The sequence below is a fragment of the Pararhodobacter sp. genome (genome assembly GCF_036802785.1).
Classification (GTDB): domain Bacteria; phylum Pseudomonadota; class Alphaproteobacteria; order Rhodobacterales; family Rhodobacteraceae; genus Pararhodobacter.
Genome location: NZ_DAIRVN010000040.1, coordinates 18,530 through 40,678 on the forward strand (window position 1 = coordinate 18,530; position 22,149 = coordinate 40,678).

The 22,149-nt window shown below is 65.7% G+C and carries 18 protein-coding genes and 1 tRNA gene; 7 read left to right on the forward strand and 12 right to left on the reverse strand.

Going from position 1 to position 22,149, the window contains the following annotated elements; genetic code table 11:
• Positions 1-56: 56 nt before the first annotated feature.
• The 8 genes from V7Q53_RS13925 to V7Q53_RS13960 all read right to left on the reverse strand — a co-directional run bounded on the left by V7Q53_RS13925 (position 57) and on the right by V7Q53_RS13960 (position 9,928).
• Positions 57-1,223: a M20 aminoacylase family protein gene (locus V7Q53_RS13925; RefSeq protein WP_333829209.1), complete on the reverse strand. Its 1,167-nt coding sequence runs from the start codon at positions 1,221-1,223 to the stop codon at positions 57-59.
• A 3-nt stretch (positions 1,224-1,226) separates the two neighbouring features.
• Positions 1,227-1,727 carry an L-2-amino-thiazoline-4-carboxylic acid hydrolase gene (locus V7Q53_RS13930; protein WP_333829210.1) on the reverse strand — a complete coding sequence of 167 codons (501 nt, stop codon included), beginning with the start codon at positions 1,725-1,727 and terminating at the stop codon, positions 1,227-1,229.
• An 11-nt stretch (positions 1,728-1,738) separates the two neighbouring features.
• A complete protein-coding gene (locus tag V7Q53_RS13935; protein ID WP_333829211.1) occupies positions 1,739-3,037 on the reverse strand; it encodes an NAD(P)/FAD-dependent oxidoreductase in 1,299 nt (432 codons plus the stop codon).
• Entirely contained in the window at positions 3,034-4,665 is a 1,632-nt protein-coding gene (locus tag V7Q53_RS13940) for an aminotransferase class V-fold PLP-dependent enzyme (RefSeq protein WP_333829212.1), read from the reverse strand. Before V7Q53_RS13940 ends, V7Q53_RS13935 begins: the two co-directional genes overlap by 4 nt.
• Positions 4,666-4,673: 8 nt before the next feature.
• Positions 4,674-6,326 carry an ABC transporter ATP-binding protein gene (locus tag V7Q53_RS13945; RefSeq protein WP_333829213.1) on the reverse strand — a complete coding sequence of 551 codons (1,653 nt, stop codon included), beginning with the start codon at positions 6,324-6,326 and terminating at the stop codon, positions 4,674-4,676.
• Positions 6,323-7,198, reverse strand: coding sequence for an ABC transporter permease (locus V7Q53_RS13950; protein ID WP_333829214.1), 876 nt, complete (start codon positions 7,196-7,198; stop codon positions 6,323-6,325). Before V7Q53_RS13950 ends, V7Q53_RS13945 begins: the two co-directional genes overlap by 4 nt.
• Complete coding sequence (locus tag V7Q53_RS13955) at positions 7,195-8,184, reverse strand: ABC transporter permease (protein ID WP_333829215.1); 990 nt, start codon at positions 8,182-8,184, stop codon at positions 7,195-7,197. Before V7Q53_RS13955 ends, V7Q53_RS13950 begins: the two co-directional genes overlap by 4 nt.
• Before the next feature lie 148 nt (positions 8,185-8,332).
• Positions 8,333-9,928, reverse strand: a complete 1,596-nt coding sequence (locus V7Q53_RS13960; RefSeq protein WP_333829216.1) for an ABC transporter substrate-binding protein — start codon at positions 9,926-9,928, stop codon at positions 8,333-8,335.
• Positions 9,929-10,120: 192 nt separating this feature from the next.
• Here V7Q53_RS13960 and V7Q53_RS13965 point away from each other — a divergent pair, with 192 nt between their 5' ends.
• From V7Q53_RS13965 to V7Q53_RS13980, 4 genes are all read left to right on the forward strand, one after another.
• Positions 10,121-10,831, forward strand: a complete 711-nt coding sequence (locus tag V7Q53_RS13965) for an SDR family oxidoreductase (RefSeq protein ID WP_333829217.1) — start codon at positions 10,121-10,123, stop codon at positions 10,829-10,831.
• A gap of 27 nt (positions 10,832-10,858) precedes the next feature.
• Positions 10,859-11,719, forward strand: a complete 861-nt coding sequence (locus tag V7Q53_RS13970; RefSeq protein ID WP_333829219.1) for a VOC family protein — start codon at positions 10,859-10,861, stop codon at positions 11,717-11,719.
• A complete protein-coding gene (locus V7Q53_RS13975) occupies positions 11,716-12,228 on the forward strand; it encodes an Lrp/AsnC family transcriptional regulator (RefSeq protein ID WP_333829220.1) in 513 nt (170 codons plus the stop codon). Before V7Q53_RS13970 ends, V7Q53_RS13975 begins: the two co-directional genes overlap by 4 nt.
• A 210-nt stretch (positions 12,229-12,438) precedes the next feature.
• Positions 12,439-15,924, forward strand: a complete 3,486-nt coding sequence (locus V7Q53_RS13980) for a class I SAM-dependent DNA methyltransferase (protein ID WP_333829221.1) — start codon at positions 12,439-12,441, stop codon at positions 15,922-15,924.
• 314 nt (positions 15,925-16,238) lie between these two features.
• On the opposite strand, the gene V7Q53_RS13985 is transcribed toward V7Q53_RS13980, so the two are convergent.
• The 4 genes from V7Q53_RS13985 to V7Q53_RS14000 all read right to left on the reverse strand — a co-directional run bounded on the left by V7Q53_RS13985 (position 16,239) and on the right by V7Q53_RS14000 (position 20,145).
• Positions 16,239-16,314 (reverse strand) — tRNA-Thr (locus tag V7Q53_RS13985).
• 126 nt (positions 16,315-16,440) lie between these two features.
• A complete protein-coding gene (locus V7Q53_RS13990) occupies positions 16,441-17,994 on the reverse strand; it encodes a heme biosynthesis protein HemY (RefSeq protein WP_333829223.1) in 1,554 nt (517 codons plus the stop codon).
• An 11-nt stretch (positions 17,995-18,005) separates the two neighbouring features.
• Positions 18,006-19,103: a COG4223 family protein gene (locus tag V7Q53_RS13995; protein WP_333829225.1), complete on the reverse strand. Its 1,098-nt coding sequence runs from the start codon at positions 19,101-19,103 to the stop codon at positions 18,006-18,008.
• Positions 19,104-19,434: 331 nt separating this feature from the next.
• The gene (locus tag V7Q53_RS14000) at positions 19,435-20,145 is read right to left on the reverse strand and encodes a uroporphyrinogen-III synthase (RefSeq protein WP_333829227.1); all 711 of its coding nucleotides are present in this window, start codon (positions 20,143-20,145) and stop codon (positions 19,435-19,437) included.
• Between the two features lie 142 nt (positions 20,146-20,287).
• Between V7Q53_RS14000 and tsaD the strand changes: the two genes are divergently transcribed.
• Genes tsaD through V7Q53_RS14015 form a run of 3 tightly spaced genes read left to right on the forward strand, consistent with a single transcriptional unit; the run spans position 20,288 to position 22,093 of the window.
• Positions 20,288-21,373, forward strand: a complete 1,086-nt coding sequence (tsaD, locus tag V7Q53_RS14005) for a tRNA (adenosine(37)-N6)-threonylcarbamoyltransferase complex transferase subunit TsaD (RefSeq protein ID WP_333829229.1) — start codon at positions 20,288-20,290, stop codon at positions 21,371-21,373.
• A gap of 19 nt (positions 21,374-21,392) precedes the next feature.
• Positions 21,393-21,668, forward strand: a complete 276-nt coding sequence (locus V7Q53_RS14010; protein WP_333829230.1) for a YciI family protein — start codon at positions 21,393-21,395, stop codon at positions 21,666-21,668.
• A complete protein-coding gene (locus V7Q53_RS14015) occupies positions 21,668-22,093 on the forward strand; it encodes an EVE domain-containing protein (RefSeq protein WP_333829233.1) in 426 nt (141 codons plus the stop codon). Before V7Q53_RS14010 ends, V7Q53_RS14015 begins: the two co-directional genes overlap by 1 nt.
• Positions 22,094-22,149: the final 56 nt, after the last annotated feature.

Below are 22,149 nucleotides of genomic sequence, written 5' to 3' on the forward strand. Positions count from 1 at the left end.
GCGGCCATAAACCTTGTCTTCCGCCACGCACAGGCCGCGCGGCGGAAGGGGATGCGTCAGAGCGGCAGGCGCTGGCGGACAAGCGTTGTCCAGAACGAACAGCCCCAGGCGATCACCTCGTCGTTGAAATCATAGCCCGGGTTGTGCAGATCGGCTGAAGGCCCGTTGCCCACATTGATCATCGCGCCCGGCACCTCGTTGAGCATGAACGAGAAATCCTCGCCGCCCAGCATTGGTGCCATATCCAGATGCACGTTTTCCACCCCGGCCACTTCTTGTGCGGCGGCAGCGGCAAGCGTGGTCTCATGGTCATGGTTCACGGTGACGGGGTAGTGGCGGATGTATTCCAGCCGCCCCTCCGCCCCGAAACCGGCGGCGATATGGTGGACCATCTGCGCCAGTTGCGCCTCGATATGGTTGCGGACCTCTTCGCGCAGGGCGCGCACCGTGCCGGTCAGCGCCACCGATTGCGGGATGACGTTGAAAGCGTTGCCCGCATGCACGGTCGTCAGTGACACCACCGCGGAATCCATCGGGTCGATGCTGCGCGAGGTCACGGTCTGCAGCGCCTGAATCAGCGCCGCCGTCACCGGCAGCGGGTCAATCGCCGTATGGGGTTTCGCCGCATGGCCGCCGCGCCCCTCAACCGTGATGCGCACCTCATCGACCGAGGCCATGATGGGGCCGGGGGCGATGGTGAACTGGCCCACGGGCAGGTTGGGGCGGTTGTGCATGCCGTAAACTTCATCGCAGGGCCAGCGCCGGAAGAGGCCATCTTCGATCATGGCCCGGGCACCGGCGCCGCCTTCTTCGGCGGGCTGGAAGATCACCAGCACCGTGCCGTCGAAAGCGCGCGATTCCGCCAGATGGCGCGCGGCGCCCAGCAGCATCGTGGTATGCCCGTCATGGCCGCAGGCATGCATCTTGCCCGGCACGAGGGAGGCCCAGGGCTTGCCCGTCGCCTCATCAATCGGCAGCGCATCCATATCGGCGCGCAGCCCGATGGTGCGGCCGGAGGTGTTGCTTTGCCCGCGGATCACGCCGACAACGCCGGTGCGGCCAATCCCCTCGACAACCTCATCCACCCCGGCGGCGCGCAGGGCCTCGGCGACATTGGCCGCCGTGCGCTCGACATCATAGAGCAGCTCAGGGTTCATATGCAGGTCGCGGCGGAATTCGGTCAGCAGCGCGATCTCGCGCGAGACCCAGTTTTCGACGGCCATGATTCAGCCCTCCTGTTTCGATGTTTCGGGCGTGGCCTTCATGCGGTAGCGGAAGTCACAATGGCTGGCGCCCTTCATGATGGTCTGTGTGCGGGTCAGCTCGATATCCGGGTTGTAGCCGATGCAGAAATCGCCATCGCGGTTGCAGCTGAGAAGGTGGCCGATATCGCCCAGCCCCATCTCGCGGTACATCTCGGAATAGCGGCAGCGGACCACGTTGAAATCCATCTTCTCGGCGGTCATTTCCAGCGGTTCGATCTGAAGCGCGTCTTCCTTCGTCCAGTTCGGCATGATCGCCTTGAAATCGGTCAGATCAGGCGCATGGTCCAGCTGCGCGGCCAGATCCTTGCCCTGCTCGATGGCTGAGCGCGAGCAGGCCTCGCCGATCACTGCTTCGGCCTCGTCCTGACCGGAGCGGGCGGAAATCACGTCATACACATGCTTGAGGATCATTGCCTCGATGCGGCGACGGTCGAGGATGGGAAGGTCGTTGATGCGGCTCATGGGTTCATTCCTCACAGCTTTGGTTCGACGAGATCCTTGCGGCGGAGCCATGCAAGATAGGATGGGGCGATGCGGCGGGCGATGCCGTGCATCGGGAAGGGTTTTGGCTCGGTCACCGGCAGCGCCAGTTCCTCTTCCGGCACGCCGGTCACCGCGCGCGCCAGTTCGCGGCCCAGTGCCGTACCCAGTGCCACGCCGCGCCCGTTGCAGGCCACCCAGGCCCAGCCATCGGGGCCAAGACGGTGCACGCGCGGGAAGCGGTCCCAGTTCATGCCGATGAAGCCGGACCACACATGCGTCATCTCGGGCGTGCCAAGTTCCGGATAGGCCTCGGCAAGGCTTTGGGCGGCCTTGGCGCGCACGCGGGCCTCCACGTCATGGCTGCCCATCACCGCGCCGCCGGTGATCAGACGGTTACGCGCGTCATAACGGAAGAAGCGCAGATCGCCGCGCGTGTCAGACACCGCCTGCCGCCCCGGCAGGATTGTCGCGCGCAGGTTGTCGCCGATGGGCTGGGTGGACATCTGCCAGGCGTAAACCGGAATGACCGAGCGGGCGATGCGCGGGGCCAGCCCGGGGCTGAGCTCGCCGGTATAGGCATTGGTGGCAAGGATCAGCGCGCGGGCCTTCAGCGTGCCGCCATCGGTTTCAATCACCCAATGCGCACCCTCGCGGGCATAGCGGGTGACGCGGCTTTGTTCATGGATCACCGCGCCCAGCCCCTCGGCGGCTTTCGCCATGCCGCGCGCAAGGGCCAGCGGGTTTATGTGGCCGCCGGTGGGGTTATACATGCCGCCATACCAGAAATCGGTGCCCAGAATGTCGCGCGTCTGGGCGGCATCCTTGAACTCGGCCGGGAAGCCGAAGCGTTTCCAGGCCTCCACCCGAATCTGCGACAGCTTCACGCGGCCGGGGCTGTGGGCGGGCTGGAACCAGCCGCTCTGCTCGGCCTCGGCCTTCATGTCGAATTCGCGTTCAAGGTCAAACAGGATCGAGGCGGAATTACCGATCAGCCGGGCGAAACGCTCACCCGTAGCGCCGAAGCGGGCCACCCATGCATCGGGTTCCGCCGCCGTCAGGATCGGAATGACCTGCCCATTGTTGCGCCCCGATGCGCCCCAGCCAACCGCCTGCCCCTCAAGCACCGTCACCGCATGCCCCCGGCGTGCCACCTCGATGGCCGCCGACAGCCCGGTGAAACCGCCGCCGATGATCGCCACATCGGTCTCGGCATTGCCCGTCAGCGCGGGGGCAAGGGCGCGTTCCGGCGCGGTTGCCGCCCAGAGAGAGGGGGGGAAGGTAACGCTCATGCAGCATCCTCCGATATCAATGCTTCTGATGCCTCATGCGGCAGCCAGAACCAGCGCAACGCCTCTTCATCGGGCAAAAGCGGCGGCGGCGGGGTGGCGGGCAGCAGGCGGGCCTGCTGGGCCAGTGCGTGCGCGGCGCTCAGGCAGGCGGCGAAATCAGGCGCCACCAAGGCGCTGGCGGCGGGGTTTTCCAGCAGCGCCATCAGGCTTTCAGGCGGGCGGTCATCGACAAACCGCTGCGCCCGCCACACGCCCGAGCCGATATCAAGCCGGTAAAGCGGCAGCAGTGACAGGCCATGCTGTGCAATGAAACTGAGCGCCGCAGCGATACGGTCAACATCCTCGTCACTGAAGAACCAGTTCACCCCCAGCCGCGCCCAGCCGGGGCGGAAGGCCGAATGACCCAGCGCCACCGCCGCCTCATGCCGGCGGGTGCGCGCGTCATCGAGGTTGAGCAGCGCATGGCCATAGGGACCGGCGCAGGAACAGCCACCGCGCGCCTGAATGCCGAACAGGTCATTGAGCAGCGCCACGACATAATTGTGGTGCAACAGCTTGCCCCGCACCGTGATGTTGAACGAGAAAATGCCGATCCGCGGTGCATCGACAGGCCCCAGCAGCTCCAGCCCCGGCACCGAGCGCAGCGCCGTTTCCATCCGGGCGGTGAGGCGTTTTTCAGCGGCTTCCACCGCCTCCTCGCCCATCGCGCTTTTCAGCGCCAGCACCATGCCCGCGCGGATATTGTCGACGATGCCGGGTGTTCCGGCCTCTTCGCGGCGTTCGGGGTCGGTGACATAGTGGTGGTCGCTGGCCGTGACATAGGAAACCGTGCCGCCACCCGTCACCGTGGGGCGGGGCAGATCCAGAAACCGGCGGTCGCAGACCAGCACGCCTGAGGCGCCGGGCCCGCCCGGAAACTTGTGCGGCGACAGGAGCGCTGCATCAATCCTGTCACCCGCGCCGGGCGCGCTTTCAGCCAGTTGCACCGACACATAAGGCGCGGCGGCGGCGTAATCGGCCACGCACCAGGCGTCATGCGCATGCAGCAGGCGGGCAATGGCGCGCATATCCGACAGCACGCCGGTGACATTCGACGCCGCCGAAAACGCCCCCAGTTTGAATGGCGCACCGGTATGGGCCAGAAGGCGCGCGCGCAGGGTTTCCAGACAGATCTGGCCCCGGTCATTCAGCGGAATACGCTCAATCTGCGCGCCGCTTTCGCGCCATGGCAGATCGTTTGAGTGATGCTCATAGGGGCCGACAAAAATGACCGAGCGCGCATCAAGCCCGCGCATCGCCAGCGCGCGGGTCAGCTTGTCTGACGCGCCGGTGGCGCCCGAGCCCACAAAGATCACCGCATGGTCAGGGTCAGCGTGAACCGCCGTGCGCACCGCCTCGCGCGCCATTTCGCGCAACTGCGTGGTGCGGCGGCCGGTGAACGAGGTTTCGGTATGAGTGTTGCCGTAATAGGGCAGCACATGGGCGCGGATCGCATCCTCGATATGGGAAAGCGAGCGGCCCGAGGCCACATAATCAGCGTAAATCAGCGCGCGCGGCCCGAAAGGGCCGGGGATGGCGGTGCCTTCGCCGATGATCGCGCTGCGGATGTCATTGAAAGTCAGGGGCATTTTCGTCCTCAGGCCGCATCTGTCCGAAAGCTGGGCGGTGTCCAGTCGCGCCCCGGGATCGATGACAGAAGATTGCGTGTATAGGCATGTTTCGGATCGGCGAAGATTTCGGCGGTGACGCCGCTTTCGACAATCTCGCCGTGCTGCATGACGATGATCCGGTCACAAAGCTGGGCGGCAACGCGCAGGTCATGGGTGACGAACAGCAGCGAAAGCTCAAGGCGTTCGCGCAGATCGGCCAGCAGCCGCAGCACCTGCGCCTGCACGGACACATCCAGCGCTGAAACCGGCTCATCGGCCACGATCACCTTGGGCTCCAGCGCCAGGGCGCGGGCAATGCCGATCCGCTGGCGCTGCCCGCCGGAAAACTCGTGCGGGAAGCGGTTGGCGGCGGCGGGTGACAGCTCCACCAGCTCCAGCAGCGCGCGCGCTTTCTCGCGGGCCTGTTCAGGGTTGGCGCCATGCACGATCGGGCCCTGCGCGATGATATCCACCACCCGCTTGCGCGGATTGAGCGATGCCATCGGGTCCTGAAACACCATCTGGATATGCTGGCGCATGCGGCGCAGTTCGCGCGGGGTGCAGGCCAGCAGGTCTTTGCCGTCCAGCTCAACCGCGCCGGTATCGGCCTCCAGCAGGCGGGTGACGATCCGCGAAACGGTGGTCTTGCCTGAGCCGGACTCGCCCACCACCCCCAGCGTCTCACCGCGTCGCAGCGCAAAGCTGAGGTCTTTCACCGCCGTCACCGCCTTGCGCTTGCCGGTCAGAAGGCCGCCGCGCGCAGCGAAGGTCTTGCTCAGCCCGGTGGCGCGCAACACCACGGGCGCATCGGTGAAATCCTGCGGTGCGGGCGGCGTCAGCGCCGGGACCGAGGCGATCAGTGCCTTGGTATAGGGGTGCTGGGGGCGGTTCAGAATTTCATCCACCGTCCCCTGCTCGACCATCTCGCCATAGCGCAGCACGACAACCCGGTCGGCAATCTCGGCCACCACGCCAAAGTCATGGGTGATGAACAGCACACCCGCCCCCTCATCGCGCTGCAATTCGCGGATCAGCTTGAGGATCTGAAGCTGGGTTGTCACGTCCAGCGCCGTTGTCGGCTCGTCCGCAATGATCAGGCGGGGCGAGAGCGCCAGCGCCATGGCGATCATCACCCGCTGCCGCTGCCCGCCCGACACCTGATGCGGATAGGCGTTATAGGCCGAGGCAGGGTCAGGGATATGCACCCGCTCCAGCATCTCAATCGCCCGGGCCTTGCGCGCCTTGTGGCCGTCCTTGGTGTGCAGGCGCAGCACCTCGTCAATCTGCCAGCCCACGGTTTTCTGCGGGTTGAGCGCGGTCATCGGCTCCTGAAAGATCATGGCGATCCGGTTGCCGCGGATGCGCCGCATCTCAGCCTCGGACTTGGCGAGGATATCCTCACCCTCAAACTGCAGGCTGCCCCCGGCGACATGGACATGCGGCTCCGGCAGCAGCCGCATGATCGCCCCGGCCGACAGCGACTTGCCCGAGCCGCTTTCACCCACCAGACAGACAATCTCGCCGGGCATCACCTTCAGGCTGAGGCCGTCCAGCGCGAAAGGCCGGTCCGCGCCTTTGGGAAGGGCGATGCGCAGGTCGGTCATCTCAAGAACGGGTTGGTCAGAAACGGGATGGTTCATTTCTTCTGCCTCGGGTTCAGCGCGTCGTTCAGGCCTTCTCCGACCAGCGAAAAGGAAAGCACGGTCAGGACGATGGCGATGCCGGGAATGGCCGCGCAATACCATGCCGTGCGCAGCACCGCGCGGCCCTGTCCGATCATGTTGCCCCAGCTTGCATAGTTCGGGTCGCCCAGCCCCAGAAAGGCCAGCGCGCTTTCCAAGAGGATCGCCAGCGCCATGATCACCGAGGCATAGACGATGATCGGCGGCAGAGCGTTCGGCAGAATCTCGCGGAAGATGATCGAGGTGTTCGATACCCCCAGATTGCGCGCTGCATCGACAAATTCGCGCCCACGCAGCGACATGAACTCTGCCCGGACCATGCGTGCAGGCGCGGTCCAGCTGACGATGCCGATGGCCAGCGCGATCCATTCGATGGAGGAGCCGAGGATCGCCACCAGCGTCAGCAGCAGCACGAAGTTGGGGATCGTCTGAAACGCCTCGGTGACGCGCATCAAAAGGTCATCGACCCAGCCGCCGAAATAGCCCGAAATGGCACCGATCAGCACACCGATGGCGATAGAGACAAGCGTTGCTACCACCCCGATCAGCAGCGAGATGCGCGCCCCGTGGAAGATGCCCGCCAGAATATCGCGGCCCAGCTGATCCGTGCCCAGCGGGACCGACCAGTTGGTGAAGGGCGCGGTCAGCGGCGGGCCGGCGCGGCGCAACGGGTCACTCGGTTCGATCAGCCCGGCGGTCAGCGCCATCAGCACAACCACCGTGAACAGCGCCAGTCCCAGAAGGGCAGCACGGTTGCGGCGGAACCGGCGCCAGAAGACAAGGGCGCGCGCAGGCTCGGGCGGGCGAAGGTTGGTGTCGAGCGTGGTCATTTCAGTTCGATCCTGCTGTCAAGTCGCGCGTAAAGAAGGTCGGTCAGGAAGTTGACCAGCACCACGATCAGCGAGCTCAGAAAGATGATCCCCATCAGGGTGTTGAGGTCGCGCTGGATAACCGCCTGATAGGCAAGCTGCCCAAGGCCCGGCAGGCTGAAGATTGTCTCAACCACCACGGCGCCGCCCAGCACGGCCGAAAACTGAAGCCCCACCAGCGTCACCACCGGCAAAAGCGCGTTGCGCATGATGTGATGGATCATCAGCCGCGCCTCGCCCGCGCCCTTGGCCCGCGCGGTGCGCACATAGTCAAGGTCAGCCACCTCAAGCACCGAGGCGCGCATCAGCCGCAGATAGAAGCTGAGATAGATCAGCGACAGCGCGGCGGTCGGCATGATCAGATGGCGGGCCACATCCCAGACATGGTCCCAGCCGGTGTAAAAGGCGGCAATCGTCTGGATGCCACCCACCGGCAGCCAGCCCAGCTTGACCGAGAACAGCAGGATCATCATCAGCGACAGGAAAAAGCTGGGCGTCGCGTAAAAGACCAGCCCCAGTGTCGAGATGGCGTTGTCGGTCAGCGAATAGGCGCGGCGGGCGGCGAAGGCGCCCAGCGTGCAGCCGATGAAGAACGCCAGCGACAGCGAGGTTGCCATCAGCATCAGCGTTGTGCCCAGGCGGTCCAGCAGAATGCGCGAGACGGGCTGTTCATGCACAAAGGACCAGCCGAAATCAAAGGTCGCCAGCTTCGACATATACAGCCACAACTGCACCCAGACCGGCTGATCCAGCCCGTATTCCTGGCGCAGGCGCGCGATGAACGCGGCATCTGCCCCGCCCATGTCGCCCACCAGCGCATCGACCGTGTCGCCGGGCGCCAGTTTCAGCAGCACGAAGGTGCAGATCATGATCAGGATGACGACGGGCACCGCCTGAAGCAGGCGGCGCAGCGCGTAGACCAGTATCGGGGGGATGGGAAGCGACATCGTGTGCTTGTCCTGGGTCTGGTCCGGCCTGCCATTGTGCAGGACGGTATATGCGTCAGAGTCGGGTGCGGCGTGTCATGCCTGCACCGGCAGGCGGAAAGGGCAGGGGGGCTCGGGGCCCGGGCGCAAGGCCCGGACCCCGGCAGGGTCAGTCAGCCAGCCACAGGTCGTACCAGCTGGAGCTGTTCCAGCGCGGGTTGTTGTGGTGGTTCATCAGCCGTGTCGACGTGACCGAGATGAACGGATGCTCGATCGCAAAGATCATCGGCAGCTCTTCCACCGCACGGCGCTGGATTTCGTGATACATCTCGGCGCGCGCGGCGGGGTCAAGCTCGCTGCCTGCCTCGTCGATCATCGCGTCCATCTCATCCGACTGCCAGCCGAACTGGTTGGACCAGGGCGTGCCCACCGGCTGGCCCGAACGCAGCCAGACCATGGTGGAAACCGCCGGGTCAGCCCGGAACTGGTGCCAGCCATTGGCGGTGTCAAAGTCATGATCGCGGTAAACGCCGTTCAGGAAGCCCGGCGCGTCATTGGTCAGCAGCTCCACCTCGATGCCGATCTCACGCATGGCCTGCGCGAAATACTCCGACCACAGCTGGGTATATTCACCCCAGGGTGCCGGACGGTGGCGCAGGCGGAAACGTACGCCGCCTGCACCGGCGGGATAGCCCGCTTCGTCCAGCAGCTCCATGGCCCGTGCGGTATCGTATTCATAGACGCGCACATCGTCTGTGTAATTCGCACCACCCGCCGAAGGGATGGGGCCGCGGCCCGGGCGCGCGAAGCCGCGCATGATGGTTTCAATCGCATAGTCGATATCAAGGCCGTGGTGGATGGCCTGACGGACCCGCACATCCGCAAGGATCGGGTTGCGGTGATTAAACTCGATCGTCGAATGGGCGACGTTATTTTCGTAACCCTCGGTGCCGACGTCAAAGCGCTCATCTGCTGACAGCCGCTCGATATCGGCCATCGAGACGCCGTTGAAGCCGCTTTCATGCACTTCACCGGCTTCAAGCGCGGCGGCGGCGGCGGAACGGTCGGTCATGAAGCGCCAGACAATCCGGTCCAGATAAGGAAATTCCTCACCGCGCCAGTAATCCGGGTTGCGCTCAGCCATGACATACTGGCCGCGCTGATACTCCACGAAGCGGAACGGGCCGGTGCCGACGGGTGCGGCGTTCAGCTCGTTGCGCAGAATGTCGGTGCCCTCAAAAAGGTGGCGGGGCAGCGGGTGGCCAAGGTCAGGCATGGCCGCCACGAACAGATCCAGCGGCATCGGCGAGGAATAGTTGAAGACGGCGGTATGCGGATCGGGGCAATCGACCGATTCAAGGCTGCGCTGCAACGTCGAGGAATAGTTGAGCAGCTCTTTCCACATCTCCATCGCGCTGAACGAGACGTCATCGCAGGTGAAGGGCTCACCGTCATGCCAGTTGACGCCTTCGCGCAGGTTGACGGTGATGGTCAGGCCATCCTCGGACGAGGACCAGTCAGTCGCCAGGACCGGCACATAGCCGTCATAGGACAGGTCGATCAGCGGCTCCAGAATCTTGCCGGAGATGTTGTAAACGCCGGTCGATGCCCGCAGGCCCGGGTTCAGCACGCGCTGTTCCGAGTTCATGTGAATGATGGCTGTGCCGCCGCGCTGCGGTTCCTGTGCCGCCGCCGCACCGGCGACCAGCGCAAGTGCAGTGGCGCAAGCGGTTGCGCGGCCTAGGTTTTTCAGTTGCAAATGCATGTCGCTCCTCCTTGTCGGATGGGTGTGGATTGCAGCCTTATCAAGGTTATGGTTCACGCACAAACCATCCTGTGATGGTATTGGTCTGTCAATATACTATCTACATTTTTTCATTAATGCAGATTTATGTTCTAGCAAATCGTTCTGGGTTAGCATATTTTTTCGTCATACAGCCAGGCTCAGGAGGACAATATGCCTCAGACTGTGTGGATAACGGGCGCGGGTTCCGGAATCGGGGCGGCGATGGCGCGGTGCTTTGCGCAGGCGGGCTACAGCCTTGCCCTGACAGCGCGACGCGAGGCGACTTTGCATGATCTAGTCGCAACGCTGCCCGCGGACACCCCTGTTCTGATCGAACCGGGGGATGTGACGGACCGTGCGGGCATGGCCGCCATGGCGCAGCGGATCGCGGCGGCTGCCGGAGGCATTGATGTGCTGTGCAACAATGCAGGCCTCAACATTCCGAACCGCCGCTGGCGCGATCTGGACTGGGAAAGCTGGGATGAGGTGCTGCGCGTCAACATCACCGGCGCGCTGAATGTCATTGCGTCCTGCCTGCCGGTGATGCGCGCGCAGCGCGGCGGCGTGATGATCCACACCTCAAGCTGGGCGGGCCGCTTTCACAGCGCGGCATCGGGCGTGCCCTACGGCGCTTCAAAACACGCGCTTTCAGACATCTCCGCCAGCCTGAACAGCGAAGAGGGGGCGAACGGCATCCGCTCCTGCGCGCTGTGCCCGGCCGAGGTGGCGACACCGCTGATGGAGCGCCGCCCCGGCTATGACCCCGAAACCGCCGCTGCCATGATCCAGCCCGAAGACATGGCGCAGGCGGCGCTGTTCGTTGCCCGGATGAACCCCGGTGTTGCTGTCCATGAAATTGTTCTTGCGCCTGTGCGGCGCTGATCTCTGAAAATCATAAGGAAAGCCACCATGACCCATCCCGTGACCGGCATTGACCATGTCTTCCTTCTTGTGAACGATCTGGACGAGGCCGCCCGGCGCTATCAGGCGCTTGGTTTCACCCTTTCGCCGCGCGGTGTTCATTCCGCCGCGAAGGGCAGCGCCAATCATACCATCATGTTCCCGAATGATTATTTTGAGCTTCTGGGCATTCTGACCCCGACCGAGGGCAACCTTGCGCGCCGCCAGTCGATTGAGGCGATGGGCGAGGGGCTGCATGCCATCGCCTGCCGGATCGAGGATGCGACAGCGGGCGCGGATGCGCTGGCCGGTCTGGGCATCAAGACAACGGGCCTTGGTGCCTTTGAGCGCCCGGTGCCGCTGCCAGACGGTAGCACCGGGGTTGCGGCCTTTACCACCGTCTCCTTTGCGCCGGAGGAACTGCCCTTCGGCACCGTCTTCATGTGCCAGCACCGCACGCGCGAAACCGTCTGGCTGGCGGAGCTGCTGACCCATCCCAACACCGCCTGCGGCCTTGATGCGGTGCTCGCCCTGTCAGATGATCCGCAGGCCGATGCCACGCGCTTCGCCCGCCTCTGGGCCGATGGAAAGGTGATGATGAGCGCGGGTGGTGCCACGGTCGATACCGGGCCGGATTCCGCGCCGCTGTCACTTCTGACCCGCGCGGCGCTGGAAGGGCTTTATCCGGGCTTCGACCTTGATCAGACGCCCAAAGGCGCCTTTACCGCTCTGCGCATCCGCGTCCGCGACATGAACGCCGCCCGCGCCTGCCTCGATGCCGCCGGGATCGTTCCGGTCGCCACCACGCTGGGGCTGGCGGTCGCTCCGCAGGAAGCCTGCGGCATGATCCTGGAGTTCGTGCCCGGATGAGCCAGAAACCGCCGCGCAAACCAAAGGGAAAGCCTGCGGAAAGCCTGTCATTCGACGCGATCGACCAGCAGATTCTCGATATTCTGCAACATGACAGCGATACCCCCATCGCCGCGATCTCCGACGCGGTGGGGCTGTCGGCCACGCCCTGCTGGCGGCGCATCAAGCGGATGGAGGATGCGGGCATCATCAAGGGCCGGGTGGCGCTGGTCAATCAGGTGCAGGCCAATGTGCCGATGACCGTGTTCATCGGCATCACCGCGCCGCGCCATGAAATCGGCTGGACGACGCAGTTTCGTGAACTGGTCGAGGAAATCCCCGAGGTGGTGGAGGCCTACCGCCTGACCGGAACGGTGGATTACATCCTCAAGGTCGTGGTGCCTGACATCACGGCCTATGACGGGGTTTACAAGCGGATGATCGAAAAGCTGGATTTCAGCCAGATCAACTCGATGATCTCGATGGAAGAGCTGAAATTCACCACGGCGATCCCCACCAAATATCTCTGACCGGGGGAGGCCTTTCGCGCGCGTCCGACAGGGCAAAGGCGCTTTCAGGGAAAACACGGCGGGGCGGTCCGGCGATGCCGGTGCATGCCCGTGACGGCCGGGTGCCAGAGGCCCGCAAAGTAAATCCTTGAACCCTCGCGCCTTTGGCCGCTATCCCTGTAGGCGGACAGGTTGCGCCGGTTTTCCCGCGCATCAAGAAATGGTGGCGTTTTGCAAGTTGAAGATTTCCTCACCCGCTGGAAGCAATCCGGGGGCAGCGAACGGGCCAATTTCCAGACCTTTGCCAATGAACTCTGCGACCTGCTGGGCGTGGCCCGGCCCGCCCCCGCCTCGGAAACCGCCACAGCCGATGCCTACCACTTTGAACACCCGGTGACCTTCATTCACACCGGCAGCCAGACGCGCGGTTTTGTTGATCTGTATCGCGCGGGGCATTTCGTCATGGAGGCGAAACAAGGCATCAGCGGCACCACCCCCCAGGACGCCGCGCAACCCGCTCTGCTGGCCGATCTGCCCAAAGCCACGCGCAAGGGGCACGGCACGCGCGGCTCGCGGGGCTGGGATGACACCATGATGCGCGCCCGGAATCAGGCGGACGGATACGCCCGCGCTGTATCGCGCAAAGACGGCTGGCCACCCTTCCTGCTGGTGGTCGATGTGGGCCATGTAATCGAGGTTTACGCGGATTTCTCGGGTCAGGGGCAGGGCTACACGCAGTTCCCTGACGGCAACCGCTACCGCATCACCATGGATGACCTGCGCAATGAGGCCACGCGCGACCGGCTGCGCCAGATCTGGACCGAGCCGCACGCGCTTGACCCGTCAAAGATCGCGGCCCGCGTCACCCGCGAGGTGGCTGACCGGCTGGCGGCGCTGGGCAAGTCATTCGAGGGGCAGGGCCATGAGCCGCAGGCGGTGGCGAATTTCCTGATGCGCTGCCTGTTCACCATGTTCGCCGAAGATGTGGACCTTATCCCGCGCGCCAGCTTTTCCGACCTTCTCAAGCGGCTGCGCGGGCATCCCGAACATGCAGCCCCGGCGCTGAGCAGGCTGTGGGAAACCATGAATACCGGCGGCTTTTCACCCGTCCTGATGACCGATCTGATGAAATTCAACGGCGGCTTGTTCAAGGACGCCTCTGCGCTGCCCCTGTCCGAAGTGCAGCTGTCGCTGCTGATCGACGCCGCCTCAAAGGACTGGCGCGAGGTGGAACCGGCCATTTTCGGCACCCTGCTGGAGCGCGCGCTGGACAAGCGCCAGCGCCACAAGCTGGGCGCGCATTACACGCCGCGCGCCTATGTCGAACGGCTGGTGGTACCCACCATCATGGAGCCCCTGCGCGCTGACTGGCGCAATGTGCAGGCGGCGGCGCTGACGCTGGCCAATCAGGGGCAGATGGAACAGGCCCGCGCCACGGTGCGCGCCTTTCACGCGGGGCTTTGTGAAATCCGCGTGCTGGACCCGGCCTGCGGCTCGGGCAACTTTCTTTACGTCGCGCTGGAACTGATGAAACGGCTGGAAGGCGAGGTGACCGCCCTTCTGGCCGAACTGGGCGAGGAACAGGCGGCGCTGTCGCTGGCCGGGCACACGGTGGACCCGCACCAGTTTCTGGGGCTTGAGGTGAACCCATGGGCGGCGGCGGTGGCTGAACTGGTGCTGTGGATCGGCTTTCTGCAATGGCACTTCCGCACCCATGGCAAGGCCAGCCCCGCCGAACCCGTGCTGCGCGATTTCCGCAATATCGAGAACCGCGATGCGGTGCTGACCTATGCGGGCACGCAACCCCGGCTGGATGACGCGGGCGCGCCCGTCACCCGCTGGGATGGCGTCAGTTTCACCACCCACCCCGTGACGGGTGAGCAGGTGCCCGATGCACAGGCCAGAACCGTGGTGCTGGATTACCTGAAACCCAGACCCGCCACATGGCCCGAGGCAGAATTCATCGTCGGCAACCCGCCGTTCATCGGGGCCAGCCGGATGCGCGACGCCTTGGGCGATGGCTATGCCGAGGCGCTTTGGCACGCCTATCCGAAAATGCCGCAAAGCGCGGATTTCGTCATGTTCTGGTGGGACAAGGCAGCGCTGGCGGCGCGGGGCTGGAAACCTGCGACCGCCAAGGCGCGGGCAAAGGGCACGCGGCGCTTTGGCCTGATCACTACCAATTCCCTGCGCCAGACCTTCAACCGCAAGGTGCTGGAACCGCATCTGGCTGACCCGAAGACCGGGCTGTCGCTGACCTTTGCCATTCCTGACCACCCTTGGGTGGATGCGGGCGAGGGGGCGGCGGTGCGCATTGCCATGACCGTGGCCGAACGCGGCAAGGCCATGGGGCGGCTGCTGAGCGTGACCGAGGAAGTGAAAGGCCAGACCGAGGCCGAAGGCCGTGTGGTGCGCTTCGATATCCAAAAGGGCAAGATTTTCGCCAATTTGCGCATCGGGGCAGATGTGGCGGGGGCGGTGCCCTTGAAGGCAAATGATGGCATTTCATCCCCCGGCGTGAAGCTTCACGGCGCGGGGTTTATCGTCACGCCAAATGAGGCCCGCGCGCTGGGGCTTGGCACGGTTCCGGGGCTTGAAAACCATATCCGCGACTATCGCAACGGGCGCGATCTGACTTCCACCTCGCGCGACGTCATGGTCATTGATCTTTTTGGGCTCGCCGAAGCCGAGGTGCGAAGCCGCTTCCCGGAAGTATATCAAAGGCTGACAGACCGTATCAGGCCCGAACGAGAGGCAAAGGCCTCATCTTCGCCCGATAGCGCCCAGTATGCGAAATTCTGGTGGTTGCACGGAAAACCGAGGCCGCAACTTCGCCCTGCGCTAAAGGGTCTGCGGCGCTACATCGCCACAGTTGAAACCACCAAACACCGCACCTGTCAGTTTCTCGACGGTGCGACCTTGCCCGATAACATGCTGATCGCCATCGCACTGGACGATGCCGCCGCACTTTCCGTGCTGTCGTCGCGCTTTCATGTGACATGGGCACTGACTGCAGGCGGGCGGCTCGGTTTTGGAAATGACCCGCGTTACAACAAATCCAAGTGCTTCGACCCCTTCCCCTTCCCTGACCCCACCGAAGCCCAGAAAACCCGCCTGCGCTCCCTTGGGGAACAGCTCGATGCGCATCGCAAGGCCCAGCAAAAGGCCCATCCCAAGCTGACCCTGACCGCGATGTATAACGTGCTGGAAAAACTCCGCGCGAAGGAGCGGATCGAGGGGAAGGACCGTGAGATCTATGATCAGGGGCTGGTGGGCATCCTGCGCGACCTGCATGACCAGATCGACGCGGCGGTGGCCGAGGCTTACGGCTGGCCCGTCACATTGACCGACGATGACATCCTGCACCGGCTGGTGGACCTCAACCTTGCCCGCGCGGCGGAAGAAGCGCGCGGCCATATCCGCTGGCTGCGCCCCGACTACCAGAATGCGCAGGGCCGCGCGGCGGTGGCGAAAGGCGAACAGGGCAAGATGGACCTTGGCCCGAGGGATTCCACCACCAAGACCCCCTGGCCCAGATCCCTGCCCGAGCAGATCGCAGCGGTTCAGGCCGCGCTGCACGATCTGGGCGAGGCAACGCCCGAACAGGTGGCCCGCCAGTTCCAGCGCGGGCGCGCAGGCACGGTGCAACCGCTGCTGGAAAGCCTCTCCGCGCTGGGCCACGCCCGCCTGACCGAAGGGGGCCGCTTCGCCGCCTGACGCGGGCGGCACGGCCTGTCAGCCCGCCACCGCTGCGGCATCCCGTTTCCGCGCCGGAAGAGGCTGAGGCCACCGGCCACGCGCGCGCCGGGACTGCCTGCGGCGCGCTCTGCCTTTTGCCGGGCGGCGATGGATGCAGCCACGAATCGGGCGCCACGAAACCCGCCTTCACAGCACGGGCATTGGCGCCAGATGTCATCCGCCCTGCGGAAGGGCAGGCGGCCTGCCCGGTGTGTCAGGGCGGGCCATCAGGTGAATAAAGAAGATCGCCGGAAGAAGAGTATCATATCTCTCAGCCGCTTGGGCGAAGGATATGGTGCCGCTGAAGGGACTCGAACCCCCGACCCCATCATTACGAATGACGTGCTCTACCAGCTGAGCTACAGCGGCACTTCTTCCAGTCCGGGCGCTTGCCCCACCACCGCGCCGGGCGCGGCGATGTGGCGCGGTGTCTAGCACCGGCGCAGGGCCGTATCCAGACCCAATTTCATCTTTTTCCGCGCGCCGGTCTGTCGCTCACATGCCCTGACGGCGCGTCTCGTCCAGATCGATGACCTCGGCCTCGGTGATGGGGCGCTCTTTGGGCTGCGCGGGGGCTGCGGCGGGCGTTTCAGTGGGTGTTTCCGGGGCCGCAGCGGCAACCTCGGGTTCAGGTGGCGCGTCTGAGACCGGCGCCGGGGCAGGGCGGGGGGCTGCCAGCGCCCCGACGATCAGCGGCAGCATCTCGGTGCCGGTCGCGCTGGCGCCGGAGCTGTCCGGCGGGCTGCGCCAGCTCAAGGTGTCAAAACTCCCACAATTCTCGCACACGGCCTGCCAGCGCGCATGGATATGGTGGCATTTGTCGCAGATCCACTGCGGCCCGCGCGGCGCGATCAGCGCCCGCGCCAGCCAGCCGCGCACCACCGCATCGTCAGAGCCCTCGCCCCGCTCAATGGCCGCCATGATGGTCATCACCCGCTGGCTGGGCGCGGTTTCATGCAGATCGCCGATGGCACGGCGCGCGCCCGGGAAATCCTCTGCCGCGATCAGCAGCTCGGCGCGAATCATCCGCGCCTCGTCACCGTCGTTCTGGGTGAGCAGCTTTTCAAACCGGCGGACACGCTGCGCGGCAGGCTCAGCCGGTTCAATCTCGGCAAAGGCTTGCGCCAGTTCCGGGTGCGGCTGCATCTTCCACGCCTTCTTCAGCACCTTCGCCGCAGTCGAGCCCTTGCCGCGCGCGATCTGCGCCCGCGCCGCCATCACTGCCGCCGGAATCAGGGCGGGGGCGGCGGCGTTCGCCTCGATCGCCAGATCCTGCGCCAGCGCCAGATCGCCCTGAAGCGCATAGGCATCCGCCTGTTGCAGCGCCAGAACCGCATCGCGGCGGAAGTAGACCTCGCGGGGCAGGCGCCCGGTGCGCTTGGCTTCGCTCAGCGTGCGGCGCGCTCCCTGCCAGTCGCCCGATTTGTTCTGCAACTGCAGCAATATGTCCTGCGTGGGGCCATGCGCGGGTTGCAGCGCCAGTGCCTTTTCCGCCAGCTTGCGCGCCTTGTCGGTATCGTTCGCCTCAAGCTTCTGGCGCAGCAGCCCCTGCACGCCCACAAAACGCGCGCGGTCATCTTCCAGCAGTCGCTTGTAATATTCTTCTGCCAGCGCGTTGTTACCCTTGTTGCGGGCGGCCTGCGCCATCAGAAGGCTGGTCAGTGTCTTGTTTTCCAGCAGCTTTTCGGCCTTGCGCGCCTTGGTCACGGCCCTGTCGCCCTCATCGGCGGCCAGCGCCAGAAACCCCTCGGTCAGCGCTTCCAGCCCGCGGCGCTTGCGCGAGCTTTCGAAATACCGGCTGATCGCGGTTTCATCGCCGTTGATGAAGCGCAGCGTGGCCACGAAAAGGCCCGCCAGCTTCAGCAGCAGCCACAGCGCGGCCAGCAAGGCCAGCGCCCCCAGCGCGGCCTGCACCGGGCCTAGCGTGAATTCGGTATTGGCAAAGGCGATGCGGATGCCCGCTTCGCTGCCCAGAAGCGCGTCGGCGGTGATGGTCAGCCCTGCCACCACCAGCAAGAACACCGCGATCTTCAGGATGATCCAGAACATGGTGTTCCCTTCTATTGGTTGTTCAGGCGCGACTGCACTTCGTCCAGCGCGGCAAGGGCAGCCACCCGGGCCTCGGCCTGCGCGCGCCATTCGGCCATGGCGGCGGCGGGGCCTTCGGGCAGGGCGTCCAGTTCGGTCAGGGTGGCGGGCAGGTCGGCGGCGCGGATATGCGCCTCGGCCCGCGACAGGATGGCGTCGGTATCGCCGCCCTCGCGCGGGGCAAGCGAGCGCGCGCCGGTCTGGCTGCGCAGGAAGTTCAGCACCCGGTCCCCGGCTGAGCGGCCCTCGTCCAGCGGCGCGGCGGCCAGCGCGTCACGCGCGGCGGCGGGGAAGCTGGCCTGAAGGTCACGCAGCAGTGGCAGGCCCTGATGAAAGGCGTTCAGTGCCGGGGGCAGGTCGGTGACGGCGGCCAGCGGGGGCAGGGCGTCGGCGGCGGGCTGGCCGGTTTCGGCGGCGGCGGTCAGCTGGGCGAGCGCGGTGCGGGCTTCCAGCGCTTCGCGCTCGGCGGCCAGATCCTGCTCGGCCGAGACGATGGCCTGTTCCTGCGCTTCCTGGCGGTCGCGTGCGCCTTCCAGCGCATCCGCAATCCCGGCCTCGATCCGGGTGGTCAGATCGCTTTCGAGCCGGGCAAGGCGTTCCTCCAGCGGGGCCAGAAGCGCGCCGGTGTCGGTGTCATCGCTCGCTTCCAGCGCGGCAAGCCGGTCTGCAAGCGGTTGCAGGTCCGGAACGGAAGACTCAACCGCCGCGATGCGCTCCTCCAGCGGGGCCAGTGCGGCATCGGGCGCCTCACGCGCCTCAAGGGCAATTAGCCGGGCCTCCAATGCGCCGGTGTCGGCAGGCTGCCAGCCCTGCGGGAACAGGGCGAGCGCGGCCCCCGCTCCGATCGCCGCTGCGACCACCCCGCCCAGAACCAGCGGCACGAACCCGCCGCGCCGCGCGGCTGTTGCGGGTTTGTCTGCCGGTGCGCTCGCGAGGGAGGCGGGCTCGGTCGGCATTGTCATTGAGGCGACCGGCGGCTCTGCCGCGGCGGTGTCCGGTGGTGCGGTGTCCGGGGTTGTGGGTGCTGTGGCAGGCGCCTCGGTCGCGGTGTCCAGCTTTTCCCCGTCCATCGCCTTTTCCGGGGCTTCCCCGGCTGAGGGCGTCACGCCTTCCGGTGCCGCCGGGGCTACATTGCGCGCGGGCGTGTCGTCCTCCGGGGCGGGCGCGCTGTCTTGCGGGGCTGGCGCCCGGGAAGGCTGGCCCGTGCCCTCTGGCGGTTGCAAGCCTTCTTGCGGTTGAAGGCCCTCTGCTGGCTTCGTCCCCTCTGTGGCAGCCTTCGCGCCCGATCCGGCGGTCTTGGCGCCCGGGCGCCTGGTTCCTGCTCCGGTTCTCGCCATGAGGATCTCCGCTGCCAATAATGCCTGTTCAATCTCTGTAACTTAGTGCCTCAGGCGCGCAGCCTCAAGGCTCGGGCGGGGAATGCGACAATCCTTCTTTGATCTCCCGGCGCATCGCCGCTGCATCGGGGCTTGCGGCAAGGGTGCACCGCGCCCGCAGCGCAGCAGGCAGACGGTCGGCGCAATTCGCGCTGATCGCCACAATTCTGAGGCCCTGTGGCACGAAACCGCCCAGCCGCAGGGCAAATTCCTCAGCGGCGCGCGGCGAAAACAGCGGTGCGAGCACATGCGCCGCGCTCTCCAGTGCGGGCAGAACTCCGTCGGGCCATGGCAGCGCGCGTGCCTCATAAACCATCACTGCGCGGATATCGAACCCTTCGGGCGCCAGCGCGGCTACCAGATCACGCGCCAGATGACGACCACAGGCATGGACCAGTCGCTCCTGCGGCCCGGCGCGGCGCAGATCGGCGAGCAGATGCGCGGCATCCCCGCCCGATTCGCGCACCACCAGCCCCGCCGCGCGCGCCGCCGCCGCCGTGCCCGGCCCCACGCACCATGCGGGCAGCCCCAGCCCCCGGACCGCCGCCACGGCATTGGGCGAGGTCAGGATCACAGCCCCGGCCCCCTCAAAAACCGAGGCATCAAAGGTCAGCGGTACGATTTCGGTCAGCGGCGCGATCAGCACCCGGTGCGGCGGGCATTCGCTGCGGCAGCGCTCCGCAAAACGCCCGGACTGGGCACGCGGGCGGGTGAGAAGAAGAAGCGGAGGCGTCACGGCGGGCCTTTGAGCAGGGCAAAGCGGGAAGGGCGCCATTGTCTGCGACGCGCCCGGATGATACCTCCGGCCAGAGTGCAAGGGCAACACCGGAGCGCAAGGGCAACAGCGGGCAGGCCCAGGTAAAGGTATACGGGGCGGCATGGACGGGCAGCTGACATTTCTGGGTATCGAGTCCAGCTGCGACGATACCGGCGCGGCGATCGTGCGCCACCAGCCCGGGAAAGCGGCCGAGATCCTGTCCAATGTCGTGGCCAGCCAGACCGAACTGCATGCGGCTTTCGGCGGCGTGGTGCCCGAAATCGCCGCCCGCGCCCATGTGGAAAAGCTGGATCTGATGATCGAGGCGGCGCTGATGCAGGCGGGGCTGCAGCTGGCCGACGTTGACGGTATCGCGGTTACCGCCGGGCCGGGGCTGATCGGCGGGGTGCTGGCGGGGGTGATGGCGGCCAAGGGGCTTGCGGCGGCGACCGGCCTGCCACTGGTGGGGGTCAACCATCTGGCGGGCCACGCCCTGACCCCGCGCCTGACCGATGCCCTGTGCTTTCCCTACCTGATGCTGCTGGTTTCCGGCGGGCATTGCCAGTTTCTCCGCGTCGAGGGCGCGGACAGCTTCTCCCGGCTGGGCGGCACCATCGACGACGCGCCGGGCGAGGCCTTTGACAAGACCGCGAAACTGCTGGGCCTGCCCCAGCCCGGCGGCCCCTCCGTCGAGGCGGAGGCGCGCAGGGGCGATGCGGCGCGCTTTGCCTTTCCGCGCCCTTTGCTGGACAGGCCCGGTTGCGATCTGTCGTTTTCAGGGCTGAAAACCGCGCTGATGCGGGCGCGCGATGGGGTGGTGGCTGAAAAGGGCGGGCTGACACGTGCAGACCGCGCCGATCTTTGCGCCGGGTTTCAGGTGGCGGTGCGCGATGTGCTTGCCGAGAAATCGCGCCGCGCGCTGCTGGCCTGCCCGGGGATCAGCGGCTTTGCAGTGGCAGGCGGCGTGGCCGCAAACCAGAGCCTGCGCGCGGCACTTGAAAATGTCGCGGCGCAGGCCGGGGTGGCGTTTCTGGCGCCGCCGCTGGCATTGTGCACCGACAACGCCGCGATGATCGCCTTCGCCGGGATGGAGCGGTTCCGGGAGGGCGCGCGCGACGACCTCACGCTGTCCGCCCGCCCGCGCTGGCCCCTTGACAACAAGGCTCCGGCGCTGATCGGATCAGGGAAACGCGGCGCCAAGGCCTGACCAACCGGAGAAAAGATCCATGCCCCTCTATGCTCTCATCTGCACCGACAAGACCGGCCACGAAGACCTGCGCGCGGCCACCCGCGCGGCCCATCTGGCCTATATCGAGGAAACCGGCGCCGTGGTGCACGGCGGGCCGTTTCTGAATGCGCAGGGCGGGATGACGGGGTCGCTGGTGATCATCGACATGCCCAACCGCGCGATGGCCGAAAGCTGGGCGGCGAATGACCCCTATGGCAAGGCCGGGCTGTTCGCGGATGTGCGCATCGAGGAATGGAAGAAGGTGATCGGCTGATGGCCCGCTGGCTGATGAAATCAGAGCCCGATGTCTTTGGCTGGGATGATCTGGTGGCGAAGGGCAGGAAGGGCGAGCAATGGGACGGCGTGCGCAATTATCAGGCACGCAACAACATGCGGGCGATGCAGCTTGGCGATGAGGTGTTTTTCTACCATTCCAATATCGGGCTGGAGATCGTGGGCATTGCCGAAGTCTGCGCCCTGGCCCATCCGGACAGCACCACCGATGACCCGCGCTGGGAATGCGTCGATATCCGTGCGGTCAGGCCGCTGCCACGGCCGGTGACGCTGAAAGAGGTCAAGGCGACGCCGGAGCTGGCGGAGATGTCGCTGGTGACCTCGATGCGGTTGTCGGTGCAGCCGGTGACGGATTCGGAATGGGCATTGGTCTGCAAAATGGGCGGGCTGGCTGAAGCGGACTGACGGAAGCGCCCGCCCTCTGGAAGCCTGCCTCTGGCGCCCTGACGGGCGCGTGCGGG